Annotated in this window: 17 protein-coding genes, 2 tRNA genes and 1 pseudogene; 4 read left to right on the forward strand and 16 right to left on the reverse strand. The window is 66.7% G+C overall.

The features are described 5' to 3' along the window. Position 1: 1 nt before the first annotated feature. Entirely contained in the window at positions 2 to 1,486 is a 1,485-nt protein-coding gene (locus AC1G9C_RS21995; RefSeq protein WP_122109149.1) for a TolC family protein, read from the forward strand. 4 nt (positions 1,487 to 1,490) lie between these two features. Here AC1G9C_RS21995 and AC1G9C_RS22000 read toward each other — a convergent pair whose 3' ends face one another. From AC1G9C_RS22000 to AC1G9C_RS22010, 3 genes are all read right to left on the reverse strand, one after another. After that, a complete protein-coding gene (locus AC1G9C_RS22000) occupies positions 1,491 to 2,597 on the reverse strand; it encodes an SO2930 family diheme c-type cytochrome (protein WP_480408782.1) in 1,107 nt (368 codons plus the stop codon). Continuing rightward, positions 2,594 to 3,838, reverse strand: a complete 1,245-nt coding sequence (locus AC1G9C_RS22005) for a parallel beta-helix domain-containing protein (protein ID WP_480408783.1) — start codon at positions 3,836 to 3,838, stop codon at positions 2,594 to 2,596. The genes AC1G9C_RS22000 and AC1G9C_RS22005 overlap by 4 nt, the downstream gene beginning before the upstream one ends. Before the next feature lie 151 nt (positions 3,839 to 3,989). Continuing rightward, on the reverse strand, positions 3,990 to 6,278 hold the full coding sequence (locus AC1G9C_RS22010) for a YgiQ family radical SAM protein (protein WP_480408784.1): 2,289 nt from the start codon (positions 6,276 to 6,278) through the stop codon (positions 3,990 to 3,992). Between the two features lie 202 nt (positions 6,279 to 6,480). Between AC1G9C_RS22010 and AC1G9C_RS22015 the strand changes: the two genes are divergently transcribed. Continuing rightward, positions 6,481 to 8,364 carry a diguanylate cyclase domain-containing protein gene (locus tag AC1G9C_RS22015; protein WP_480408785.1) on the forward strand — a complete coding sequence of 628 codons (1,884 nt, stop codon included), beginning with the start codon at positions 6,481 to 6,483 and terminating at the stop codon, positions 8,362 to 8,364. Between the two features lie 3 nt (positions 8,365 to 8,367). Here the strand turns inward: AC1G9C_RS22015 and alr are convergent, their stop codons facing one another. The 8 genes from alr to rnr form a co-directional block, all read right to left on the reverse strand. Continuing rightward, on the reverse strand, positions 8,368 to 9,444 hold the full coding sequence (alr, locus tag AC1G9C_RS22020) for an alanine racemase (protein WP_480408786.1): 1,077 nt from the start codon (positions 9,442 to 9,444) through the stop codon (positions 8,368 to 8,370). A gap of 124 nt (positions 9,445 to 9,568) precedes the next feature. Beyond that, entirely contained in the window at positions 9,569 to 10,963 is a 1,395-nt protein-coding gene (dnaB, locus tag AC1G9C_RS22025; protein WP_021442794.1) for a replicative DNA helicase, read from the reverse strand. A 117-nt stretch (positions 10,964 to 11,080) separates the two neighbouring features. Further along, positions 11,081 to 11,527: a 50S ribosomal protein L9 gene (gene rplI / locus AC1G9C_RS22030; protein WP_480408787.1), complete on the reverse strand. Its 447-nt coding sequence runs from the start codon at positions 11,525 to 11,527 to the stop codon at positions 11,081 to 11,083. A 21-nt stretch (positions 11,528 to 11,548) separates the two neighbouring features. Further along, positions 11,549 to 12,442, reverse strand: a complete 894-nt coding sequence (locus AC1G9C_RS22035) for a hypothetical protein (protein ID WP_480408788.1) — start codon at positions 12,440 to 12,442, stop codon at positions 11,549 to 11,551. 36 nt (positions 12,443 to 12,478) lie between these two features. Further along, the gene (rpsR, locus tag AC1G9C_RS22040) at positions 12,479 to 12,709 is read right to left on the reverse strand and encodes a 30S ribosomal protein S18 (RefSeq protein ID WP_003246847.1); all 231 of its coding nucleotides are present in this window, start codon (positions 12,707 to 12,709) and stop codon (positions 12,479 to 12,481) included. A 28-nt stretch (positions 12,710 to 12,737) separates the two neighbouring features. Beyond that, the gene (gene rpsF / locus AC1G9C_RS22045; protein ID WP_003246846.1) at positions 12,738 to 13,160 is read right to left on the reverse strand and encodes a 30S ribosomal protein S6; all 423 of its coding nucleotides are present in this window, start codon (positions 13,158 to 13,160) and stop codon (positions 12,738 to 12,740) included. A 317-nt stretch (positions 13,161 to 13,477) separates the two neighbouring features. Then, entirely contained in the window at positions 13,478 to 14,227 is a 750-nt protein-coding gene (gene rlmB, locus AC1G9C_RS22050) for a 23S rRNA (guanosine(2251)-2'-O)-methyltransferase RlmB (RefSeq protein WP_122109156.1), read from the reverse strand. After that, a complete protein-coding gene (gene rnr, locus AC1G9C_RS22055; protein WP_480408789.1) occupies positions 14,224 to 16,728 on the reverse strand; it encodes a ribonuclease R in 2,505 nt (834 codons plus the stop codon). The genes rlmB and rnr overlap by 4 nt, the downstream gene beginning before the upstream one ends. A 207-nt stretch (positions 16,729 to 16,935) precedes the next feature. Between rnr and AC1G9C_RS22060 the strand changes: the two genes are divergently transcribed. Together AC1G9C_RS22060 and AC1G9C_RS22065 are read left to right on the forward strand one after the other, a co-directional pair. Further along, positions 16,936 to 17,022 (forward strand) — tRNA-Leu (locus tag AC1G9C_RS22060). Positions 17,023 to 17,106: 84 nt separating this feature from the next. Then, positions 17,107 to 17,193 (forward strand) — tRNA-Leu (locus AC1G9C_RS22065). 105 nt (positions 17,194 to 17,298) lie between these two features. Here the strand turns inward: AC1G9C_RS22065 and AC1G9C_RS22070 are convergent. From AC1G9C_RS22070 to AC1G9C_RS22090, 5 genes and pseudogenes are all read right to left on the reverse strand, one after another. After that, positions 17,299 to 18,183 carry a methyl-accepting chemotaxis protein gene (locus AC1G9C_RS22070; RefSeq protein WP_480410432.1) on the reverse strand — a complete coding sequence of 295 codons (885 nt, stop codon included), beginning with the start codon at positions 18,181 to 18,183 and terminating at the stop codon, positions 17,299 to 17,301. 21 nt (positions 18,184 to 18,204) lie between these two features. Then, positions 18,205 to 19,215: pseudogene (locus AC1G9C_RS22075) on the reverse strand (methyl-accepting chemotaxis protein); the annotation flags it as partial. 190 nt (positions 19,216 to 19,405) lie between these two features. Continuing rightward, the gene (locus AC1G9C_RS22080) at positions 19,406 to 20,701 is read right to left on the reverse strand and encodes an adenylosuccinate synthase (RefSeq protein WP_480408790.1); all 1,296 of its coding nucleotides are present in this window, start codon (positions 20,699 to 20,701) and stop codon (positions 19,406 to 19,408) included. A 56-nt stretch (positions 20,702 to 20,757) separates the two neighbouring features. Beyond that, entirely contained in the window at positions 20,758 to 21,945 is a 1,188-nt protein-coding gene (locus AC1G9C_RS22085; protein ID WP_021442384.1) for an ATP phosphoribosyltransferase regulatory subunit, read from the reverse strand. Between the two features lie 37 nt (positions 21,946 to 21,982). After that, positions 21,983 to 22,168, reverse strand: coding sequence for a DUF2065 domain-containing protein (locus tag AC1G9C_RS22090; RefSeq protein ID WP_021442385.1), 186 nt, complete (start codon positions 22,166 to 22,168; stop codon positions 21,983 to 21,985). Positions 22,169 to 22,260 lie beyond the last annotated feature (92 nt).

Below are 22,260 nucleotides of genomic sequence, written 5' to 3' on the forward strand. Positions count from 1 at the left end.
GATGAAGAAGAGCCACACACTATTCGCGGTCAGCCTGCTGAGCCTGGCCATCAGCGGTTGCGCAGTGACCAGCCAGCCCATCGAACGCAGTGCCAGCGAGCAGCGGGCGCAGAGCGACCTGCAGGCCATGTTCGCCGATCAGGAGCCGCTCAGCGGCCCGCTGACCCTGCACGAAGCCATGGCCCGCGCGGTGAAGTACAACCTCGAGGCGCGCCTGAAGCTGATGGAAGAAGCCATGGCCCAGCGCCAGGTCGACCTGGCCAGCTTCGACATGCTGCCGCGCATGGCGCTGTCGGCCGGTTATGCCGGGCGCAGCAACGTCAGCGCCTCCAGCAGCCAGAGCGTCGAGACCGGTACCCAGTCGCTGGAACCCTCCACCTCGCAGGATCGCGACCGCGGCGTCGCCGATCTGACCATGGTGTGGAACGTGCTGGACTTCGGCGTCAGCTACGTCAGCGCCAAGCAGCAGGGCGACCAGCGCCTGATCGTGCAGGAGCGCCGGCGCAAGGTGGTGCACACCATCATCCAGGACGTGCGCTCCGCCTACTGGCGCGCCGTGGCCGCCGACCGCCTGCTGAGTCAGATCGACAGCCTCATGACCCGCGTGGCCCAGGCCCGCGACAACAGCCAGCGCCTGAGCGAGCAGCGTATCGGCGATCCGATCCAGGCACTGAGCTACCAGCGCGCGCTGATCGAGGCCACCCGCCAGCTGGAGGAGCAGCGCCGCGCGCTGTCGCTGGCCAAGACCGAACTGGCCACCCTGATCAACCTGCCCCTGGGCACCGAGGTCGAACTGGCCCCCGATGCCGGCTATCAGGTGCCGGAGCTCAAGGTCGAGTTCGACCTGCTCGAGCAGGAGGCCCTGGCCAGCCGCCCCGAGCTGCGCGAACAGGACTACCAGGCACGCATCAGCGCCGCGGAAACGCGCAAGGCCATGCTGCGCCTGCTGCCGGGCCTGGAGTTCTCCGCCGGCGGCCACTACGACAGCAACTCCTTCCTGGTCAACCAGAGCTGGGCCGACTACGGCGTCAAGGTCACCTGGAACCTGTTCAACGTGCTCTCCGCGCCGGCTGCCATCGACGTGGCCAAGGCCGGTCAGGACGTGGCCGATGCCCGCCGCCAGGCGATGTCGATGGCCATCCTGGCGCAACTGCATGTGGCCAACGCCAATTTCCGCGAGGCCCAGCGCCAGTTCCAGACCAGCCAGCAGTTGGCCGGCCTCGACGGGCAGATCGTCGAGCAGTTGCGCAACCGCTACCAGGCTCAGGGCATCGGCGAGCTGGAGCTGATCCAGGGCGAGCTCAACACCCTGCAGGCCGACCTGCGCCGCGACCTGGCCTATGCCGAATTGCGCAACAGCTATGGTCAGCTGTTCGCCAGCGTCGGCCTCGACCCGCTGCCGGAGAGCATCGCCTCCGACCGCATCGAGGATATCGCCGCGGCCCTGGCCAACCGCGAGGCGCAGTGGCAGGCCGGCCAGCTGTAACGGTTCAGCATTCGCCGTCCAGGCTGGCGATCCAGCGGTCGATCAGCTCCAGCCCCTCGCGATGGACACTGGAGCGGCCCAGCTCGGGCATCATGATGCTGGGGTCGGTGCTGTGCAGGCGAAAACTCAGCACCGATTTCTCCGGCGCACCGGGGTGGATATCCACCAGGCGGTCGCCGGAGCCCTTGCCCGCCGCCACCGGTTGCTTGCACAGGCCATAGGCGATGCCCAGCGGTGTATCCGGGTCGAGATAGAGCCCGGAGGTGCGCCCCGGCCCCTCGCGGTTGTGGCAGTGCGCGCAGTTGGCGTCCAGGTAGCTGCGCGCCTGCGCCTGCACCCCCTCCCCCGCACGCGGCTTGCCCCACAGGGCGTTTTGCGGCACCTCGGCCAGGTCGCGCGGCAGCCCCTGCAACAGGCCCGCGGCCTGCCAGCGCTGCAACTGGTTGGCCAGCCCCTCGGCGTAGGCGAAATCCTTGTTCAACTGGCGCGCCTTCGGCCCCAGCGGCGCCACGCCCTTGCCTGCCTGCTCCTCGTGGCAGCCGGCGCACTGATTGGCGTCCGGCACCTGGTAGTCGACCGCCAGCACCTCGCCGCGCTCGTCATGCAGCTGCAGATCGAAGCTGGCGCCGGCCCAGTCCAGGGTCGCCTCGCGCTGGGCGGCGTCCCACACATAGGGCAGCGCCACCCAGCCCTGCTCCTGGCGCAGCAGGATGCGCGTCTCGATCAGCCGCACCCGCTTCAGCTCGACCGCCTCGGCGCCCTGCTGCTCGCTGCGCAGCAGACGGCCCTGGGTGTCGCGCGGGTAGTAGAAGGTCTTGCTCAGCACGGTGCCGACGGGATAGTCGAAGCGCGCCTCGGCGTACTGCGCCTGGCTGCCCGCGGGCATCCAGAGGGTGCGCAGCTTGTGCGCGTAGTCGGTGAACAGCGGCGTATTGAGGTCGTAGGGCAGCACGCCAGCGGCCGGCTGCAGCCGGCCGTCGCGTTGCTCCAGTACGCCCCAGGCGCTGAGTCGCTCGGGATAGTCCTCGCCGCTGGGCAGGTGCAGCGGAGCCTGCTGCTGCTCGCAGGCGCCGAGCAGCAGTGCGGCGATCACCAGCCAGCCACGCATCATGCGTCCTCGCCCGCCTCGGCCAGCGCCGCCTGCAGTTCCACCGCCGGCAGGTGCGGCAGCTCGCAGCGGTGCGGCGTAATGTCAGTGCTGATGTTCTTGTAGCCGCCAGGGCCGTCGACGTTGACGATGCCGGCGTCGCCGTTGTCGATGCAGATCGCCAGCTGGGCCGGCAGCTTTCCGTCCACCAGCTTGTCCGGGTTGACGTAGCCGTCCCAGAGGATGTCGGGCAGGCGACCGTTGAGGCCGAACTTGGCCAGCTTCAGCGCCTTCAGCTCGAGGTTGTCCGGGCTGTCGCCGCCCGGGCCGAAGCGGTTGCCGTGGATATGAATGGCCTCCGGATAGGGGTCGAAATCCTCCTCGGTGGAGAGGTCGCTGTAGCCGGTGCTGAAGTAGCTGCTGACGATGACGTTGGCGGTTCGGTGCTCGCCGATGTCGTTGTCGAAGATCTCCACCCGGTCGTTGGAGTTGATCACCACCCCCGAGCCGGCCGGAATGCTCGCCACCGGCGTGCCCTTGTGCCCGAAGTTCTTGTGGTTGTTGCCCTCGACCCTGTTGCGGTAGACCCGCGTGGTATGCCCCGGCTGCGGCAGGTTGGGCATGTTGAACACCAGGATCCCGCCGGTATTGCCGGTGGCGAGGTTGTCATGGACGTCGGCGCCGATGGTGTTCTCGATCTCGATGCCGGCGACGTTGCGCTCGGCGCGGCTGTTGCGCACCACCACGTTGCGCGACTGGCCGACGTAGATGCCGGCGTCCGAGGCGCCGATGGCCACCACGCCGTCGACCAGCACGTTCTCGGTCTGCACCGGGTAGATGCCGTAGGCGCCGTTCTCGGTGGCCGGGCCGTTGGTCCACTCGGTGCGTACGCGGCGGATGATGATGTTCCGGCCGCCGACCACCTTGAGCGCGTCGCCCTTGCTGTCCTCCAGGGCCAGGTCCTCGATGGTGAAGTCCGAGGCGTTCACCAGCAGCCCCTCGGCGCCGGACTTCTGCCCCTTGAAGTTGAGGATGGTGCGATCCATGCCGGCGCCGCGCAGGGTCACGCCGCTGACCTTGAGGCTCAAGCCGCGATCGAACTGAAAGGTACCGGCGGGAATCTCGATCACCTCGCCCGGCTTGGCCTTGATCAGCCGGGTCTGCAGCTGCTTCTGGAAGTCCAGATCGGCCGCGGGCGGCGGCGACTCGCTGCAAGCGGCGAGCAACAGGGACAGGGCGAGCAGGGATGGCGCGGCACTACGCATGACGGACTCCGGCGTTGTTCTTATATTTTGGAACTATAGTTCCAAGTAGAGCACAAGCCAAGCCGGTCGCGGGGCAGGAGCGGCTTTAGCCGCGAATCCAGACCCCAGGCAGCAGATAGGACAACGCCAGCACGAGGCTGGCGTTGCGATGCTAGCGCGGCGCTACCGGGCGCGGCTTCTTCTTGCCGCCGCCCGCGGCCTTGCCGCCCTTCTTCTGCTCCTGCAGCTTGGCGAAGGCCGCCGCCTTGGCCTGCTCGCGCTTGTCCCAGGGCTTGCTGCCGTCGCTGGCGCGCGGCGGCAGGCCGTTGTGCTGGGTGAGCATCTTGCCGCCAGCCCCCACCTTCTTGCTGCCGGCCGGCGTCGAGTTCTTGCGCCGCGCGCTGTGGTACTCGTCGACCTGCGGCTGGTGCGCCGGGATCAGCTGGTGCTTGCCGGGCCCGATCAGGTCGCTGCGCCCCATGCTGGTCAGCGCCTCGCGCAGCAGCGGCCAGCCCTTGGGGTCGTGGTAGCGCAGGAAGGCCTTGTGCAGGCGGCGCTGCTGCTCGCTCTTGACGATGGTCACGCCGTCGCTCTTGTAGGTGACCTTGCGCAGCGGGTTCTTGCCCGAGTGGTACATGGCGGTGGCGGTGGCCATCGGCGAGGGATAGAAGGCCTGCACCTGGTCGGCGCGAAAACCGTTGCGCTTGAGCCACAGGGCGAGGTTGAGCATGTCCTCGCCGGTGGTGCCCGGGTGCGCGGCGATAAAGTAGGGGATCAGGTACTGCTCCTTGCCCGCCTCCTTCGAGTACTTCTCGAACATCTGCTTGAAGCGGTCGTAGCTGCCGATCCCCGGCTTCATCATCTTGTCCAGCGGACCACGCTCGGTGTGCTCCGGCGCGATCTTCAGGTAACCGCCGACGTGGTGAGTGACCAGCTCCTTGACGTACTCCGGCGACTCCACCGCCAGGTCGTAGCGCAGGCCGGAGGCGATCAGGATCTTCTTCACCCCGGGCAGGGCGCGGGCCTTGCGGTACAGCTCGATCAACGAGCTGTGGTCGGTATTGAGGTTCTCGCAGATACCGGGGAACACGCAGGACGGCTTGCGGCAGTGCTTCTCGATCTCCGGGTCCTTGCAGGCGATGCGGTACATGTTGGCGGTCGGCCCGCCGAGGTCGGAGACCACGCCGGTAAAGCCCGGCACCTTGTCGCGCATCTCCTCGATCTCGCGGATGATCGAGTCGTGCGAGCGGTTCTGGATGATGCGCCCCTCGTGCTCGGTGATCGAGCAGAAGGTGCAGCCACCGAAGCAGCCGCGCATGATGTTCACCGAGAAGCGGATCATCTCGTAGGCCGGGATCTTCTCCTTGCCATAGGCCGGGTGCGGCACGCGCGCATAGGGCATGCCGAACACGTAGTCCATCTCCTCGGTGGTCATGGGGATGGGCGGCGGGTTGAACCAGACGTCCACCTCGCCATGCTTCTGCACCAGCGCGCGGGCGTTGCCCGGGTTGGTCTCCAGGTGCAGCACGCGGTTGGCGTGGGCGTAGAGCACCGGGTCGTTGCGCACCTTCTCGAAGGACGGCAGGCGGATCACCGTCTTGTCGCGGGTCATGCGCGGGCTTTCGAGAATCTGCACCACCTTGGCTTCGTTGGGGTCCTCAACAGGCCCCTTCTCCTGCTCGATGGCGCAGGCGGCGGTGTCCTGGGTGTTGACGTAGGGGTTGATGATCTTGTCGATGCGCCCCGGGCGGTCGATGCGGGTGGAGTCGACCTCGAACCAACCCGCGGGGGTGTCGCGACGGACGAAGGCAGTGCCGCGGATATCGGTGATGGTCTCGATCGACTCGCCGCGCGACAGGCGCTGGGCCACCTCGACCACCGCGCGCTCGGCGTTGCCGTAGAGCAGGATGTCGGCGGTGGCGTCCATCAGGATCGAACGACGCACCTTGTCCTGCCAGTAGTCGTAGTGGGCGATGCGGCGCAAGGATGCCTCGATGCCGCCGAGCACCACCGGCACATGGCTGAAGGCCTCCTTGCAGCGCTGGCTGTAGACCAGGCTGGCGCGATCCGGGCGCTTGCCGGCCAGGCCACCGGGGGTGTAGGCGTCGTCGCTGCGGACCTTCTTGTCGGCGGTGTAGCGGTTGATCATCGAGTCCATATTGCCCGCCGCCACGCCGAAGAACAGGTTCGGCTCGCCGAGCTTCATGAAGTCGTCTTTGCTGCGCCAGTCCGGCTGCGCGATGATGCCGACGCGAAAGCCCTGGGCCTCGAGCAGGCGGCCGATGATGGCCATGCCGAACGAGGGATGGTCGACGTAGGCATCACCGGTGACGATGATGATGTCGCAGCTGTCCCAGCCGAGCTGATCCATCTCTTCCCGGCTCATCGGCAGGAAGGGTGCGGGCCCGAAACACTCGGCCCAGTACTTGGGATAGTCGAACAGCGGCTTGGCGGCTTGCATGTTTTTTGATCGATCGGGCTCTCGAAGGGGCGCGGATCATAGCATAAAAAGTGATCAACCCACCCACCCCGGCGGCGCCAAATCTTTTGTGATCACGACCCTGGCCAATGGCTATACTCGGAGCCAGAGACCAAATCCGGCGGCCGCCAGACGGCCCGGCACAAGGGGTAAGCGGGTGGGGCGTTTTCTCTCTCCGGGACTGATGATCCTGATCCTGGCCTGTTGCTGCGGTTGGGCCACTGCCGCGCCCATTACCCTGGACGCCGGCAGCAGCGGCCTGTGGCTCAACGACCGGATCGAACTGCTGGAAGACGTCGGCGGCCAGCTGAGCATAGCCGACATGGCCGATCCCGCCGTGCAGGCGCGCTTCGCGCCCGCCGAGGGTCGCGCCACCGTCGGTCAGAGCCGCAACCCCTGGTGGATCAAGGTCAGCCTGCAGCGCAGCGCCGACGCCCCGCGCCAGTGGTGGCTGGAAAATGCCGGCATCACCATCTACCGCCTGCAGCTGTACCTGCCGGACGGCCAGGGCGGCTGGCACCAGCGCCAGACCGGCGACGCCGTGCCCTACGCCGAGGGCCGCGACTATCCCTACCGGCGCATGCTGTTCAAGCTGCCGGAGCTCGGCGAACAACCCCTGACCCTGTACTTTCGCAGCCTCGACCCCGCCGGCAACTCCTTTCCGCTCAAGGTCTGGCAGCTGTCCGACCTGGAGCAGCAGGCCAGCCGCGAGAACCTCGGCTTCGGCCTGATCTACGGGGTGATCCTCGCCCTGCTGCTGTACAACCTGTTCATCCTCATCGCCCTGCACGACAAGGCCTACCTCTGGTACGTGCTGGCCACCGCCTGCGTGCTGGTGTTCATCCTCAGCATGACCGGCCACGGCTTCCAGTACCTCTGGCCCGGCAACGCGGTGCCGTTCTGGCTGGATCGCATCACCCTGCCCTCGCTCTGGGGCATCTTCGTCATGCGCTTCACCCAGGAGCTGCTCTACACCAGGCGCGGCCTGCGCTGGCCGCACCAGCTGCTGAATGCCGGCTGCGCGCTGTACGTCGTCGCCATAGTCGTCAATGCCTTCGGCTACCGCGCCGAGGGGGCGCTGATCATCGCCCTGACCCCCATCGTCACCGTGCCCGCCGCGCTGTTCAGCGCCGCCATGCGCGTCTATCAGGGCTTCTTCCCGGCGCGTTTCTACCTGCTCGGCTACGGCGCCGTGCTGTCCAGCACCCTGGTGCTGGTGATGCGCGCCGCCGGGCTGATCGAGCCGGGCAACTTCACCGCCTACCTGTTCCCCATTTCGGTGGCGGCCGAGACCATCCTGTTCTCCTTCGCCCTGGCCTACCGCATCCAGATGCTCAAGCAGGAAAAGGCCGAGGCGCTGCAGCAGGCCGACCGCGAGAAGACCGCACGCCTGGCCCAGGTGCAGGCCAGCGCCGACGAGCTGCAGGCCGCGGTAGCCGCGCGCACCGCCGAACTGGCCGCGGCCAACGCGCGCCTGTGCCTGCGCGAACGCGAACTGGAACACGCCGCCTTCCACGATCCGCTGACCGAGCTGCCCAACCGCCGCTACCTGGTCGAGCGCTGCGAATCGGCGCTGGCCCATGCCGAGCGGCACGGCGAAAGCGTGGCGCTGCTGCTGATCGACCTGGATCACTTCAAGCCGATCAACGACCGCTTCGGCCACGCCGCCGGCGACCTGATGCTGCAGGTGATCGCCAAGCGTCTGCGCGAGCACGTGCGCGCCGGCGATGCCGTGGCGCGCCTGGGCGGCGACGAGTTCGCCGTGCTGATCTGCGGTCAGGACGCGGAAAACCAGGCCCGCGACATCGCCGGGCGCCTGCTGGCCGACCTCTCCGAGCCGGTGCACTACGGCGCCGAGCGCCTGCGGGTGACCATCAGCATCGGCGTGGCGCTCTACCCGCTGCACGCCCGCCACTTCGCCGGGCTGTACAAGGCCGCCGACCAGGCGCTGTATCGAGTCAAGGAACTGGGCCGCTCCGGCTCGCAGGTGCACGGCGAAGGCGGCGAGCTGAGCGAGCAGGCCTGCCTGCAGCTGGATGTGCTCAAGATCCCCAGCGGCCTGGCCTGAACCTCAGCCGATATAGCGCCGCGGCACGCGTGCGGTGACCTTGGTCAGCAGCTCGTAACCGATGGTGCCGCAGGCCGCCGCCACCTCGTCCACCGGCAGGTTTGCCCCCCACAGCTCCACCGGCGAGTCGATACCGGCCTCGGGCAGGTCGGTGATATCCACCGTCAGCATGTCCATCGACACCCGACCGGCTAGCGCCGCGCGCCGGCCCCCGACCAGCAGCGGCGTGCCGTTGGGGGCATGGCGCGGATAGCCGTCGGCGTAACCGCAGCTGACCGTGGCGATGCGCGAGGGTCGCTCGGCCACCCAGGTCGCGCCGTAACCGACGCTCTCGCCCACCGCCACCTCGCGCACGGCGATCACCCGCGCGGCCAGGGTCATGGCCGGTTGCAGGCCCAGCTCAGCGGCGCCGAGCTCGGCGAAGGGGCTGGCGCCATAGAGCATGATGCCGGGGCGCAGCCAGTCCATATGGGCGGCGGGAATGGTCAGCACCGCCGCCGAGTTGGCCAGCGAGCGCTGCTCGAAGTCCAGATCGAGCAACTCGAGGAAGCGCTCGACCTGCAGCTCGGTGAGCGGGTGGCCGCGCTCGTCGGCGCAGGCGAAGTGGCTGAGCAGATTGAGCTCGGCCACCTGCGGCGCCGCGCGCAGACGCCCATGCCAGCCGCGCAACTCGGCGGCGGCGAAGCCCAGGCGATGCATGCCGGAGTCCAGCTTGAGCCAGACATTCAGCGGCCGCGACGGCTCGCTGGCGAGCAGCGCGCCGGCCTGCGCCGCGTTCTGCACCACCAGATCCAGGCCGAGCTGGGCGGCGATGGGGTATTCGCTGGCCTCGAAGCAGCCCTCCAGCAGCAGGATGCGCGCCTCGCCGTGCATGGCGCGCACCTCGGCGGCCTCCTCCAGGCTGGCCACGGCGAAGCCGTCGGCGACCTCGTGCAGCGCGGTGACCACCTCGCGCACGCCATGTCCGTAGGCGTTGGCCTTGACCACTGCGAAGGCCTGGCGCCCCGGCGCGCAGCGCTTGGCCAGGCGGTAGTTGTGGACGATGGCGGCGAGATCGACGATGGCGGCAAGCGGACGCATGGCAGGGCCTGAACGGAAAACGGGCGCCCATCTTAACCGCTGGGCGCCCGTTTTTATTGATCCAGGCCTTGGCCGCGCGAGGTAGCCCGGATGCAATCCGGGAAATCGGCCCGAGAGCTCCGGCTTATTCGTCGTCGAACTGGTAGCTGCCCGGCGCCAGGTTCTCGAAGCGCGAGTACTTGCCGAGGAAGGCCAGGCGGGCGGTGCCCAGCGGACCGTTACGCTGCTTGCCGATGATGATCTCGGCCACGCCCTTGTACTCGGTCTCCGGGTGGTAGACCTCGTCGCGGTAGACGAACAGGATGATGTCGGCGTCCTGCTCGATCGCGCCGGATTCGCGCAGGTCGGAGTTGATCGGGCGCTTGTTGGGGCGCTGTTCGAGACCGCGGTTGAGCTGCGACAGGGCGATCACCGGGCAGTTGAATTCCTTGGCCAGGCCCTTGAGCGAGCGCGAGATCTCGGAAATCTCGTTGACCCGGCTGTCGCCGCTGGAGCCGGGAATCTGCATCAGCTGCAGGTAGTCGACCATGATCAGGCCGATCTCGCCGTGCTCACGGGCCAGGCGGCGCGTACGCGCGCGCATCTCGCTCGGCGAAATACCGGCGGTATCGTCGATGAACAGCTTGCGGTCGTTGAGCAGGTTGACCGCGCTGGTCAGCCGCGGCCAGTCGTCGTCGTCGAGCTGACCGGCACGCACCTTGGTCTGGTCGATGCGCCCCAGCGAGGCGAGCATACGAATGACGATGGATTCCGAAGGCATTTCCAGCGAGTAGACCAGAATCGCCTTGTCGCTGCGCATCAGCGCGTTTTCCACCAGGTTCATGGCGAAGGTGGTCTTACCCATCGACGGACGACCGGCGACGATGATCATGTCGGCCGGCTGCAGGCCGCTGGTCAGGTTGTCCAGATCGTCGAAACCGGTGGACAGGCCGGTGATCGCATCGCCGTTGTTGAACAGCGTGTCGATACGGTCGATGGCCTTGACCAGGATGTCGTTGATGCCCACCGGGCCGCCGGTCTTCGGCCGGTCCTCGGCGATCTCGAAGATCTTGCGCTCGGCCTCGTCGAGGATTTCCTCGCCGGTACGGCCTTCCGGCGCATAGGCGCTGTCGGCGATCTCGTTGCTGATGCCGATCAGTTTGCGCAGCGTGGCGCGCTCGCGAATGATCTGCGCGTAGGCCTTGATGTTGGCCACCGAGGGGGTGTTCTTCGCCAGCTCACCCAGGTAAGCCAGGCCGCCGACCTGCGACAGCTGGCCTTCCTTGTCCAGCTGCTCGGACAGGGTGACCACGTCGAAGGGCTGGTTGCGCTCGGCCAGCTTGAAGATGGCGCGGAAAATCAGCCGGTGGTCATGCCGGTAGAAGTCACCGTCGGACACCCCATCGAGCACCCGCTCCCAGGCGTTGTTGTCCAGCATCAGGCCGCCCAGCACCGCCTGTTCGGCCTCGATCGAGTGCGGCGGCACTTTCAGCGCGGCGGTCTGCAGGTCGTATTGTTCGGGGATGCTGATGTCGTTCATAGGCTCGGGAAAAAAACACGGCGATAGAAAAACAAAGGGCACGGATCGCCGAGGCGATACCGTGCCCGATTGTCAGCAGACCCGCACCGGAGTGCAAGCCCGCCTGGCAGCTGCCGATTAGGCGGCGACCACGACCACCTTGACGGTGGCTTCGACGTCGGTGTGCAGGTGCAGCGCAACGTCGTACTCGCCAACCTGGCGAATGGTGCCGTTGGGCAGACGCACTTCCGCCTTGGCCACTTCCACACCGGAGGCGGTCAGGGCGTCGGCGATGTCGTGGGTGCCGATGGAACCGAACAGCTTGCCTTCATCGCCCGCGGTGGCGGTGATGGTGACTTCCAGCTCGGCCAGCTGAGCGGCGCGAGTTTCGGCAGCAGCCTTCTTCTCGGCAGCGGCTTTTTCCAGCTCGGCGCGGCGGGCTTCGAACGCAGCCACGTTTGCAGCGGTAGCGGCGGTGGCTTTGCCCTGCGGCAGCAGGAAGTTACGGCCGTAACCGGCCTTGACGTTCACTTTGTCGCCCAGGTTGCCCAGATTGGCGATTTTTTCCAGCAGGATGACTTCCATTTGGGTCTTACCTCTTAACTTTTAACCTTCACCGTTCGCGGAGCCCGGGCCGTTCTTGCGCACCAGGCGACCGCGAAAATCAAACAGACTGTCGACGATGGCCAAGACCACCAGTAACGGATAGATCAGCTGCATGAACAGCAACAGCGTGATGTACAGCCCGACCAGCCAGAAGCGGCCGAGCCCACCCTTTTCCACCAGGCCGTGCACCAGGGCGATCCCGGCGAACAGCAGCGGCACGCTGCACAGCGGCGTGAGCATGGCCAGCTGCGGGCCCAGGTTGGGACCGAGCAGCATGCCCGCCAGCAGCAACAACGCCTGCGGCAGTGGCAGCCTCAGCGCGCGGAACTCGCGACCGAAACCACCGGGGTTGTACAACAGCGCCTGCCAGTAACGCCCAAGGATCAGGCTCAGCAAGCTGAGGATCTGCAGCAAGGCCGCCAGCAATCCGGTCAGCACCGGTGCGATCAAGGCCTCGAGACGCGCGCGTTCGTCCACCGACATCTGCTGGTGAACCCCATCGAGCATGGTCGGCAAGAGCTTGTGCAGCTCGCCGGCCATGGCCTCTATGGGTTCGCGGAACACCGCCCCGAGAACCAGGCCATACACCAGGCCTAGCGCCACACTGCACAGCAGTATGCGGTTCCAGGACCAGCCGGCGCGCAATAACAACGCCAGCCCCAGCGCACCGACCAGCACCAGAGCGGTGCGCGGTTCGCCGAAATACCACCAGGCAATCGCCGGCAGCATGGCCCAGGCCAGGATGCCCAGGGCATCGTTGGCTCCGCGCCGCAGCAGCACCAGGCTGCCGGCGGCGGCACTCAACCAGAACAACAGCGGCATCGCTGCCGATCCCACCACCACCAGGGTGGCCTGCATACGGCCGCGCATGATGAATTCAGCCAGGGCGCGCATGCGATCTATTCCTTAACTTTTGTCGACTATCCGATCTCAGCGGCCGTGGCTGTCGGTGTAGGGCAGCAGGGCCAGGAAGCGGGCGCGCTTGATAGCGGTGGCCAGCTGACGCTGATAACGGGCCTTGGTACCGGTGATACGGCTGGGAACGATCTTGCCGGTTTCCGAGATGTAGGCCTTCAGGGTGTTGAGATCTTTGAAATCGATCTCTTTCACGTCTTCAGCGGTGAAGCGGCAGAATTTACGACGACGGAAGAAACGTGCCATGTGATTGGCTCCTCAATAGATCCGTGGATTACTCGTCAGCGTTGTCGCTGTCGTTGCTGTCGCTGTCATCGCCGTCGTTGGACTCGGCGTTTTCAGGACGTTCACGACGCTCACGGCGCTCACTGCGGTTTTCTTCGGCCTTGAGCATCTCGGACTGACCGGTAACGGCTTCGTCGCGGCGGATGACCAGGTTACGGATCACGGCGTCGTTGTAGCGGAAGTTGTCTTCCAGCTCGGCCAGGGCCTTGCCGGTGCACTCTACGTTGAGCATCACGTAGTGGGCCTTGTGGACGTTGTTGATGGCGTAAGCCAGCTGACGACGGCCCCAGTCTTCCAGGCGGTGAATCTTGCCGCCGTCTTCTTCGATCAGCTTGGTGTAACGCTCGACCATGCCGCCGACTTGCTCGCTCTGGTCCGGGTGAACCAGAAAGATGATTTCGTAATGACGCATAAATGCTCCTTACGGGTTGTAGCCTGCCAACTAAGGTGGTCAGGCAAGGAGTGGGTTTTTCTCGTGATGAGCTTGCCGGGCGGTAGGCGCGAAAAGGCCTGCCGTCACGGCAAGGGGCGCCATTCTAGAGAAGCCCCCTGCCGCGCGCAAGGCGAACTGGCGATTATTTGAACAGCGGCAGGTTGGGGCGGGGCGCGCAGCCTGAGGCGCGCAGCGCCAAAGGCCAACAGGGAGCGCATAGCGCTCCGCCCGACGGTCATTGCGTCAGCGTTGGGCTTCGCGGAGCTCAGCCCAACCTACGCCTCGCCGCTTATGGCTTAGCGCTTGCCGCCGCGCCGCTGGCGCACCGCCTCGAACAGGCACACCCCGGCGGCCACCGAGACGTTGAGGCTGCTGACGCTGCCGGCCATGGGCAGCCTGACCAGGTAATCGCAGTGCTCGCGGGTCAGGCGGCGCATGCCCCTGCCTTCGGCGCCCATGACCAGCACGGTCGGCCCGGTCAGGTCGTGCTGGTACAGCTCCTGCTCGGCCTCGCCGGCGGTGCCGACCAGCCACAGGCCGCGCTGCTGGAGCTTCTCCAGGCTGCGCGCAAGGTTGGTCACCGCCACCAGCGGGATCACCTCGGCGGCGCCGCAGGCCACCTTGCGCACCGTGGCGTTGAGGGTGGCCGACTTGTCCTTGGGCACTATCACCGCCAGCGCGCCGGCGGCATCGGCGGTGCGCAGGCAGGCACCGAGGTTGTGCGGATCGGTGACGCCGTCGAGCACCAACAGCAGCGGCGGGCCCTCAGCACGGTCGAGCAGCTCCTCGAGCATGGCCTCGCCCCATACCTGGCTGGGGCTGACATCGGCCACCACGCCCTGGTGCACGCCTTCGACCCAGGCATCCATCTCGCGCCGTTCGCACTGACCGATGCTCACCCGCGCCTGCTCGGCCAGGGCCACCAGCGCCTGCACGCGCGGCTCGCCGCGGCCCTCGGCGAGCCACAGCTGCTTGACCCGCTTGGGATGGTGACGCAGCAGCGCCTCGACGGCATGCACGCCGTAGACCTTTTCCAGCTGGTTCATGGTTTGGCCTTACGCTTGCGCGGCTTGCCGGCCGAGCTCGGCACACTGTCGCTGCGCCCCGCGCCCTTGCGCGCCGCGGCAGGCGGCTTGCCGCCGGGCTTGGCGGCAGCACCCTTGCCCGACTTGCCACCCTTGGCCCCGGCCAGCAGCGCCTTCTTCACCTCGCGGCTCTTCTGCACATCGGTGTTGCCCATGCCCGGCGCCTTGACCGTGCGCCCGGCACGCCCCACCGCCTCGCGTTCGGCGGCCTGGGACAGTTCGAAGTCGATCTTGCGTTCGTCGAGATCGACGCGCATGACCTTGACCTCGACACTGTCGCCGAGGCGGAAGCTGCGCCCGCTGCGCTCGCCGGACAGGCGATGGTGCACCGGGTCGAAGTGGTAGTAATCGGCCGGCAGCGCGGTGACGTGCACCAGGCCTTCGACATAGATGTCGCGCAGCTCGACGAAGATGCCGAAACCGGTCACCGCGGTGATAACCCCGCCGAAGGTCTCGCCGACGCGATCCTTCATGAACTCGCACTTGAGCCAGTTGACCACGTCGCGGGTGGCCTCGTCGGCACGCCGCTCGGTCATCGAGCACTGCTCGCCCAACTGCTCCAGCGCCGCCTCATCGTAAGGGTAGATGCGCGCCCGCGGCATCGGTACCGCGCCGGCACGCTTGACGTGCGGAGTGTCCACCTTCGAGCGGATCACGCTGCGGATGGCGCGGTGCACCAGCAGGTCCGGATAGCGGCGAATCGGCGAGGTGAAGTGGGTGTAGGCCTCGTAGTTCAGACCGAAGTGGCCGTGATTGTCGGCGCTGTACACCGCCTGACTCAGCGAGCGCAGCATCACGGTCTGGATCAGGTGGAAGTCCGGCCGCTCGCGAATGCTCTCCAGCAGCTTCTGGTAGTCCTTGGGCGACGGCCCCTCCTTGGACTTGCCACGCTGCAGCGACAGCCCCAGCTCGCCGAGGAAGGCCTTGAGCTTCTCCAGGCGCTCTTCCGGCGGACGGTCGTGCACCCGGTACAACGAGGGAATCTCGTGCTTCTGCATGAACTGCGCGGTGGCGACGTTGGCCGCCAGCATGCATTCCTCGATCAGCTTGTGCGCATCGTTGCGCTGGGTCGGACGAATCTCCGCGATCTTGCGCCCTTCGCCGAAGATGATGCGGGTTTCCTGGGTCTCGAAATCGATGGCGCCGCGCTCGTGGCGGGCGGCCAGCAGCACCTGGTACAGCGCGTAGAGCTGCTTGAGGTGCGGCAGGACCTCCTTGTACTCGCCGCGCAGGGCCTTGCCCTCGCTGCTCTTGGGATCTTCCAGCATCAGGCTGACCTTGTTGTAGGTCAGCCGCGCATGGGAGTGAATCACCGCCTCGTAGAACTGGTAGTCCACCAACTGGCCGCTCTTGGACATGCTCATCTCGCAGACCATGGCCAACCGGTCGACGTGCGGGTTGAGCGAGCACAGTCCGTTGGACAGCTCCTCCGGCAGCATCGGCACCACCCGCTCGGGGAAGTACACCGAGTTGCCGCGCTCGGTGGCCTCGACATCCAGTGCCGAGCCGACCTTGACGTAGTGCGACACGTCGGCGATCGCCACATAGAGCTTCCAACCGCCGGAGAACAGTTTCCAGCGGCTGCTGTTCTTCTCGCAAAAGACCGCGTCGTCGAAGTCGCGGGCGTCCTCGCCATCGATGGTGACGAAAGGCAGGTGGCGCAGGTCAATGCGCTTCTCCTTGTCCTTCTCCTCCACCTCGGGCTTGAGCTTGCGCGCTTCCTTGATCACCGCCTCGGGCCAGACGTGCGGGATATCGTAGCTGCGCAGGGCGACGTCGATCTCCATGCCCGGCGCCATGTAGTTGCCGATCACCTCGACGATATCGCCCTGCGGCTGGAAGCGCGGCGTCGGCCAATGGGTGATCTTGATCTCGACGAACTGGCCGATGCGCGCGCCGGCGGTGCGCCCCGGGGTGACCAGCACTTCCTGCTGGATCTTCGGGTTGTCGGCGACCACGAAGCCGATGCCGCTCTCTTCGTAGTAACGCCCGACGATGCTCTCGTGGGCGCGACTGATCACTTCGACTATGCCGCCCTCGCGGCGGCCACGGCGGTCGAAGCCGGCCACCCGCACCAGGGCGCGGTCGCCGTCGAACACCAGGCGCATCTGCGCCGGGCTGAGGAACAGGTCGTCGCTGCCGTCGTCCGGCACCAGGAAACCGAAGCCGTCGCGGTGACCGCTGATACGACCGCGTATCAGGTCGAGCTTGTCCACCGGCGCATAGGTGCCGCGGCGGGTATAGATCAGTTGGCCGTCGCGCTCCATGGCGCGCAGACGGCGGCGCAAGGCCTCGAGCTGGTCTTCGGTATGCAAACCGAATTCCTCGACCAACTGCTCGCGGCTGGCCGGCGAACCGCGCTCGGCCAGATGCGAAAGAATCAGTTCACGACTGGGGATGGGGTTTTCGTATTTTTCCGCCTCGCGGGCGGCCTCGGGGTCGAGGGATTGCCAATCGGCCATTGAGTAGGGGCTACCTGTGCGTATGTATATATGTGTGGGCCATATGCCTATTGAAGCGCGAAAAAGCCTTCGGGGTCAGCTTTTCCAGCGACAATAATTTTTTCGGGGTCAGGGGTTTACAAGGTAAATGCTCGCCCGTATAGTTCGCGCCCACAGCGTCGAGCAGACGTTGTAACACGAAGCAGATGAGGAATCATCGGTTTCAGTGCCCAGGTGGCGGAATTGGTAGACGCGCTGGTTTCAGGTATCAGTGGTGGCAACACCGTGGAAGTTCGAGTCTTCTCCTGGGCACCAAATTTCGTGAAGTGGCTTGATAACCCACTTTGCAGATAAACGGATGCAACGCTCCGTGTCGGCAACGACGAACATTGCTGCAGTGCCCAGGTGGCGGAATTGGTAGACGCGCTGGTTTCAGGTATCAGTGGTGGCAACACCGTGGAAGTTCGAGTCTTCTCCTGGGCACCAAATTTCAAAGAACCGAGCCAATGGCTCGGTTTTTTATTGCCCGTCAAAAAGTAGGTTGCGCCGTGCGCAGCGCCAGCCCAGGGGAGCGAGGTGCGCACGGCGCCCCTACACCCTGAACTGCCCCAGGCTGGTCTTGAGCTGCGCCGCCAGCTCGTCCAGCGCCCGCGCGTTGCCGGCGATGGCCGCCACCGCTTCGGCCGCCCGCTGTGCCTCGGCATGGATGGTCTCGACCCGCCCGCGCACCGCGCGCGCCCCTGCGGCCTGATGCGCCGCCGCCTGAGTCGCCGCATTGATCGCGCCATGCACCTCGTCCACCGAGTCCTGCACCGACTGCTGCAGGCGCGCGCTGTCGCGCAGCACCTGCAGCCCCTGATGCCCCTGCTCGCCGGCCTGGGCGATGCTCGCCACCGCCTCCTGCGCACCGCGCTGCAGGGCGGCGATATGCGCCTGGATATCGCCGGTGGACTGCTGGGTCTTGCTCGCCAGCGCGCGCACCTCGTCGGCCACCACGGCGAAACCGCGCCCGCTCTCGCCGGCACGCGCCGCCTCGATGGCGGCATTCAGCGCGAGCAGGTTGGTCTGCTCGGCGATGGACTGGATCACCGTCAGCACCACCTCGATCTGCTCGCTCTGCTTGGCCAGCCGCTCGATCACCGCCGAGCCATCGGCCACCCGCGCCACCAGGCCTTCGGTCAGGACCGACAGGCGCTGGGCGATGGCCGCATTGTCGTGCGCCGCCTGGCGAATACTGGCCACTCGCTGCAACGCCTCCTGCATGGCCTGGCTCTCGGCCTGCGCCTCGTCGGCCATCTGCTCCAGCGCCTGCAGGCTGCCGGCGACCTCGTCGCGCTGGCGCCCTGCGGCAGCTTCGGCGGCCACGCCACGCTGGGTCAGGCTGCGAATCTGCTCACCGGTGCGCAGCGCCACCTCGCCGGATTCGCGCACGATGGGCTGCAGCTTGGCGATGAAGCGATTGACCGCAGCGGCCATCTCACCTACCTCGTCACGACTGTCGATGCTCACCCGCCGAGTCAGGTCGCCCTCGCCCGCCGCCAGGTCGTTCAGCGCCGCACTGAGCAGACGCAGGCGGCTGAGCACGCGCCAGCCGAGCACCAGCGCCACCGCCAGCAAGGTCAGCGCACCGACCGCCAGCAGCCCCAGGGCGATATTCCAGCGCAGACCATCGGCAGCCAGGCGCACAGACTCGCCGCCGTTGCGCGCCATCTCCGCGGTGTAGCCTTCGGCAGCCTGCAGGCGTGCCTGCAACGCCCGCGTGCTGTCCTCGGCGGCGCCCGCCAGGCTGCTGTCGACCAGCTCGCCGGCACCACCGACCAGCGCCTGGAAGCGCCCATCCAGGGCCGCCAGCTCGGCCTCGACCAAGGCCAGCGACATGCCCATCTGCACCTTGCCGATGCGCGCGCCCATGGGGTTGATGTCCACCTCGAGCAGGTACACCCGCGGATCGCGCGAGGCGGCGTCGACCAGCTTGTCCAGCGGCGTGTCGCCCTGGCCGGCGGCGACCAGCTCGCGCACCAGCGTGTTGCTGCGGTTGAAATTGCGCGTCAGACGCTTGCCGTCGGCGTCGTAGAACACCGCGAAGAGCACCGCCGGGTCCTGCTGGGCGATGCGGGTCAGCGCGGTCAAGGCCGGCACGTCGTCGTCCCAGATGGCCTTCGGCGCCACGCCGGCCAGCAACTGCGCCAGCGCCGTGCCAGACTGCTTGAGGCTGTCTTCGAGCACCCGGCGCAGTTGCGCCTGCTCGCTCTTGAGCTGCGCCGAGAGGCCTTCGCCGAGACGGCTGCGGGTATTGCCCGCCAGCGCGGCGAGACCCTGGGTCATCTCGCGCTCGGCCGCATTCAGCTCCTCGCCCAGGCGCCGGCTCTCGCCACCCAGGCGCTGCGCCAGATCCTCGACCATGCCGTCGACCGAGGCACGCATCAGCCACACCGCCAGCCCCACCTGCACCAACATGGCCAGACCGAGGGCGACGAACACCGGGCGCAGCAGGCGACTGCGCAACATCGAAACAATGGCGAACACTGGCGGGACTCCTCAACGACCATTACCGCTATAGCGGCGACTTCCGCGATTTATTGAGCGCAAGCAAGGCGCATGCCCGCGCGTCAGACGCAAAGGGCCTTCCACCCGCCCGGCTGGCAGGGCACAAAAAAAGCCGCCCGAAGGCGGCTCTTTCAACTCGACAGCGGCCCGGTCAGGCGAACGGATGACGCAGGACGATGGTCTCGTTGCGATCAGGGCCGGTGGAGATGATGTCGATCGGCGCACCGACCAGCTCTTCCACACGTTTGATATAGGCACGCGCAGCGGCCGGCAGGTCTTCCAGGGTCTTGGCGCCCAGAGTGGATTCGCTCCAGCCCGGCATTTCCTCGTAGACCGGCTGCAGGCCGAGGTAGCTGTCGGCGTCGGTCGGCGCATCGACCAGCACCTGACCGCTGGCATCCTTGTAGCCGGTGCAGATACGGATGGTTTCCAGACCGTCGAGCACGTCCAGCTTGGTCAGGCACAGCCCGGAGATGCTGTTGATCTCGATGGCGCGACGCAGGATCACCGCGTCGAACCAGCCGCAACGACGGGCACGGCCGGTGGTGGCGCCGAACTCGTGGCCACGCTTGGCGAGGAAGGCGCCGATGTCGTCGAACAGCTCGGTCGGGAACGGGCCGGAGCCGACACGGGTGGTGTAGGCCTTGGTGATACCGAGGATGTAATCCAGGTACAGCGGGCCGAAACCGGAACCGGTGGCGATACCGCCGGCGGTGGTGTTGGAACTGGTCACGTAGGGATAGGTGCCGTGGTCGATGTCCAGCAGCGAGCCCTGAGCGCCTTCGAACATGATGTCCTTGCCTTCGCGGCGCAGGTCATGCAGCACGGCGGTGACGTCGGCCATCATCGGCTTGAGCAGCTCGGCGTACTCCATGCACTCGTCCAGGGTCTTCTGGAAGTCGATGGCCGGCTCTTTGTAGAAATTGACCAGCTGGAAGTTGTGGTAATCCAGCAGCTCGCCCAGCTTGGCGGCGAAGCGCTCGCGGTGGAACAGGTCGCCGACGCGCAGGCCGCGACGGGCCACCTTGTCTTCGTAGGCCGGGCCGATGCCACGGCCGGTGGTGCCGATCTTGGCATCGCCGCGGGCCTTCTCGCGCGCCTGATCCAGCGCCACGTGATAGGACAGGATCAGCGGGCAGGCCGGGCTGATGCGCAGGCGCTGACGCACCGGTACGCCCTTCTCTTCCAGCTTGGTGATCTCGCGCAGCAGCGCATCGGGCGCCACCACCACGCCGTTGCCGATCAGGCACTCGACGCCGTCGCGCAGGATGCCGGACGGAATCAGGTGCAGCACGGTCTTCTCGCCGTCGATCACCAGGGTGTGACCGGCGTTGTGACCGCCCTGATAACGCACCACTGCGGCGGCCTGCTCGGTGAGCAGATCGACGATCTTGCCCTTGCCCTCATCACCCCATTGGGTGCCCAGGACGACGACATTCTTACCCATAAACTTGTCCTCTTCGCGCAAGCTTCGATGCCGGCCGCGGGCCGGCGAAAATGAATTCAGGACGCCAGGGGCGCCACCTGCCAACGTCCGTCACGCAGCGCCAGCAGGCGATCGCAGCCCGCCTCGCGCGCATCCGCCTCGCTCTGCCCGGGCAGCGCCTGGACCACGCGCTGGCCTTCGCTGCGCAGGCGACGCACGGCCTGCCACAGGTAGAGATCGTGACTGTCCGGCGCCCAGACGCCGGCGGCCGGCTCGTCCAGGCGCATATCGCCGAGACTGACCAGGGTCTTGAGGTCGGTGGAAAAGCCGGTGGCCGGGCGCGCCCGGCCGAAATCGGCGCCGATGTCGTCGTAGCGCCCGCCCTGGGCGATGGACTGGCCGACCCCCGGAACGAAGGCGGCGAACACGACACCGGTGTGGTAGTTGTAGCCGCGCAGCTCGCCGAGGTCGAAGTACAGCGGCAACTCCGGATAACGCAGCTCCAGGGCGTCGGCGATGGCCATCAGCTCGTCCAGCGCCGCGTGCACCGCCTCCGGCGCCTCGACCAGCGCAGCCTGGGCCAGGTCCAGCACCTCGCGCCCGCCGCACAGCTCGGCCAGGGCACGCAGCATGCTGCCGAGGCCCGCCGGCAGCCCGGCGGTCAGCTCGGCGATCTCGTCCATGGCCTTGCGCTGCAGGGCGTCGAACAGCTGCTGCTCGACCTCGGCGGACAATTCGGCGGCACGCGCCAGGCCGCGGTAGATGCCGACGTGACCGAGGTCCATGTGCACATCGGGCACCGCCGCCAGTTCGAGCATCTCGACCAGCAGGCTGATCACCTCGATATCGCTGGCCGGGCTGGCGTCGCCATAGAGTTCGGCGCCGAGCTGGATCGGGCTGCGCGAGGTGGTCAGCGCACGCGGCTGGGCATGGACCACGCTGCCGGCGTAGCACAGCCGGTTCGGCCCTTCACGGCGCAGGGTGTGCGCATCGATGCGCGCCACCTGCGGGGTGATGTCGGCACGAAAGCCCATCTGCCGACCGGACAGCGGGTCGGTGACCTTGAAGGTGCGCAGGTCGAGGTCCTGACCGGCGCCGGTCAGCAGGGATTCCAGGTACTCGATATGGGGGGTGACGACGAACTCGTAACCCCAGCGTTGAAACAGATCCAGCACCTGACGGCGGGCTGCTTCGATGCGCGCCGCTTCCGGCGGCAGTACTTCTTCGATGCCATCTGGCAGCAGCCAGCGGTCTACCGTTGCCATTTCGCCATTCCCCTCTCGATCCGGGCGGCACAAGCCTTCAGTGAAGCAGATATAGAAGGGCCGTACCCAGCAGCATGCTGGCCAGCCCCATAAGGCGCAGTCGGCGGTCGGGCAGCCGGGCTGCCTGCAGTACCGCTCCGCGCCACTGGCGCGGATAGAGGAAGGGCAGGATGCCTTCCAGCACCAGCATCAGACACAGAGCAATGCCGAGTTCCTGCCACATGATTCCCACAGACGCAAAAAAGCCGGGATTTTCCCGGCTGCCGCATGATACCACGCTAAAAGCTTCAAGCCACAAGCTTCGAGCTGCAAGTC

The organism is Pseudomonas sp. ABa2, assembly GCF_056676075.1.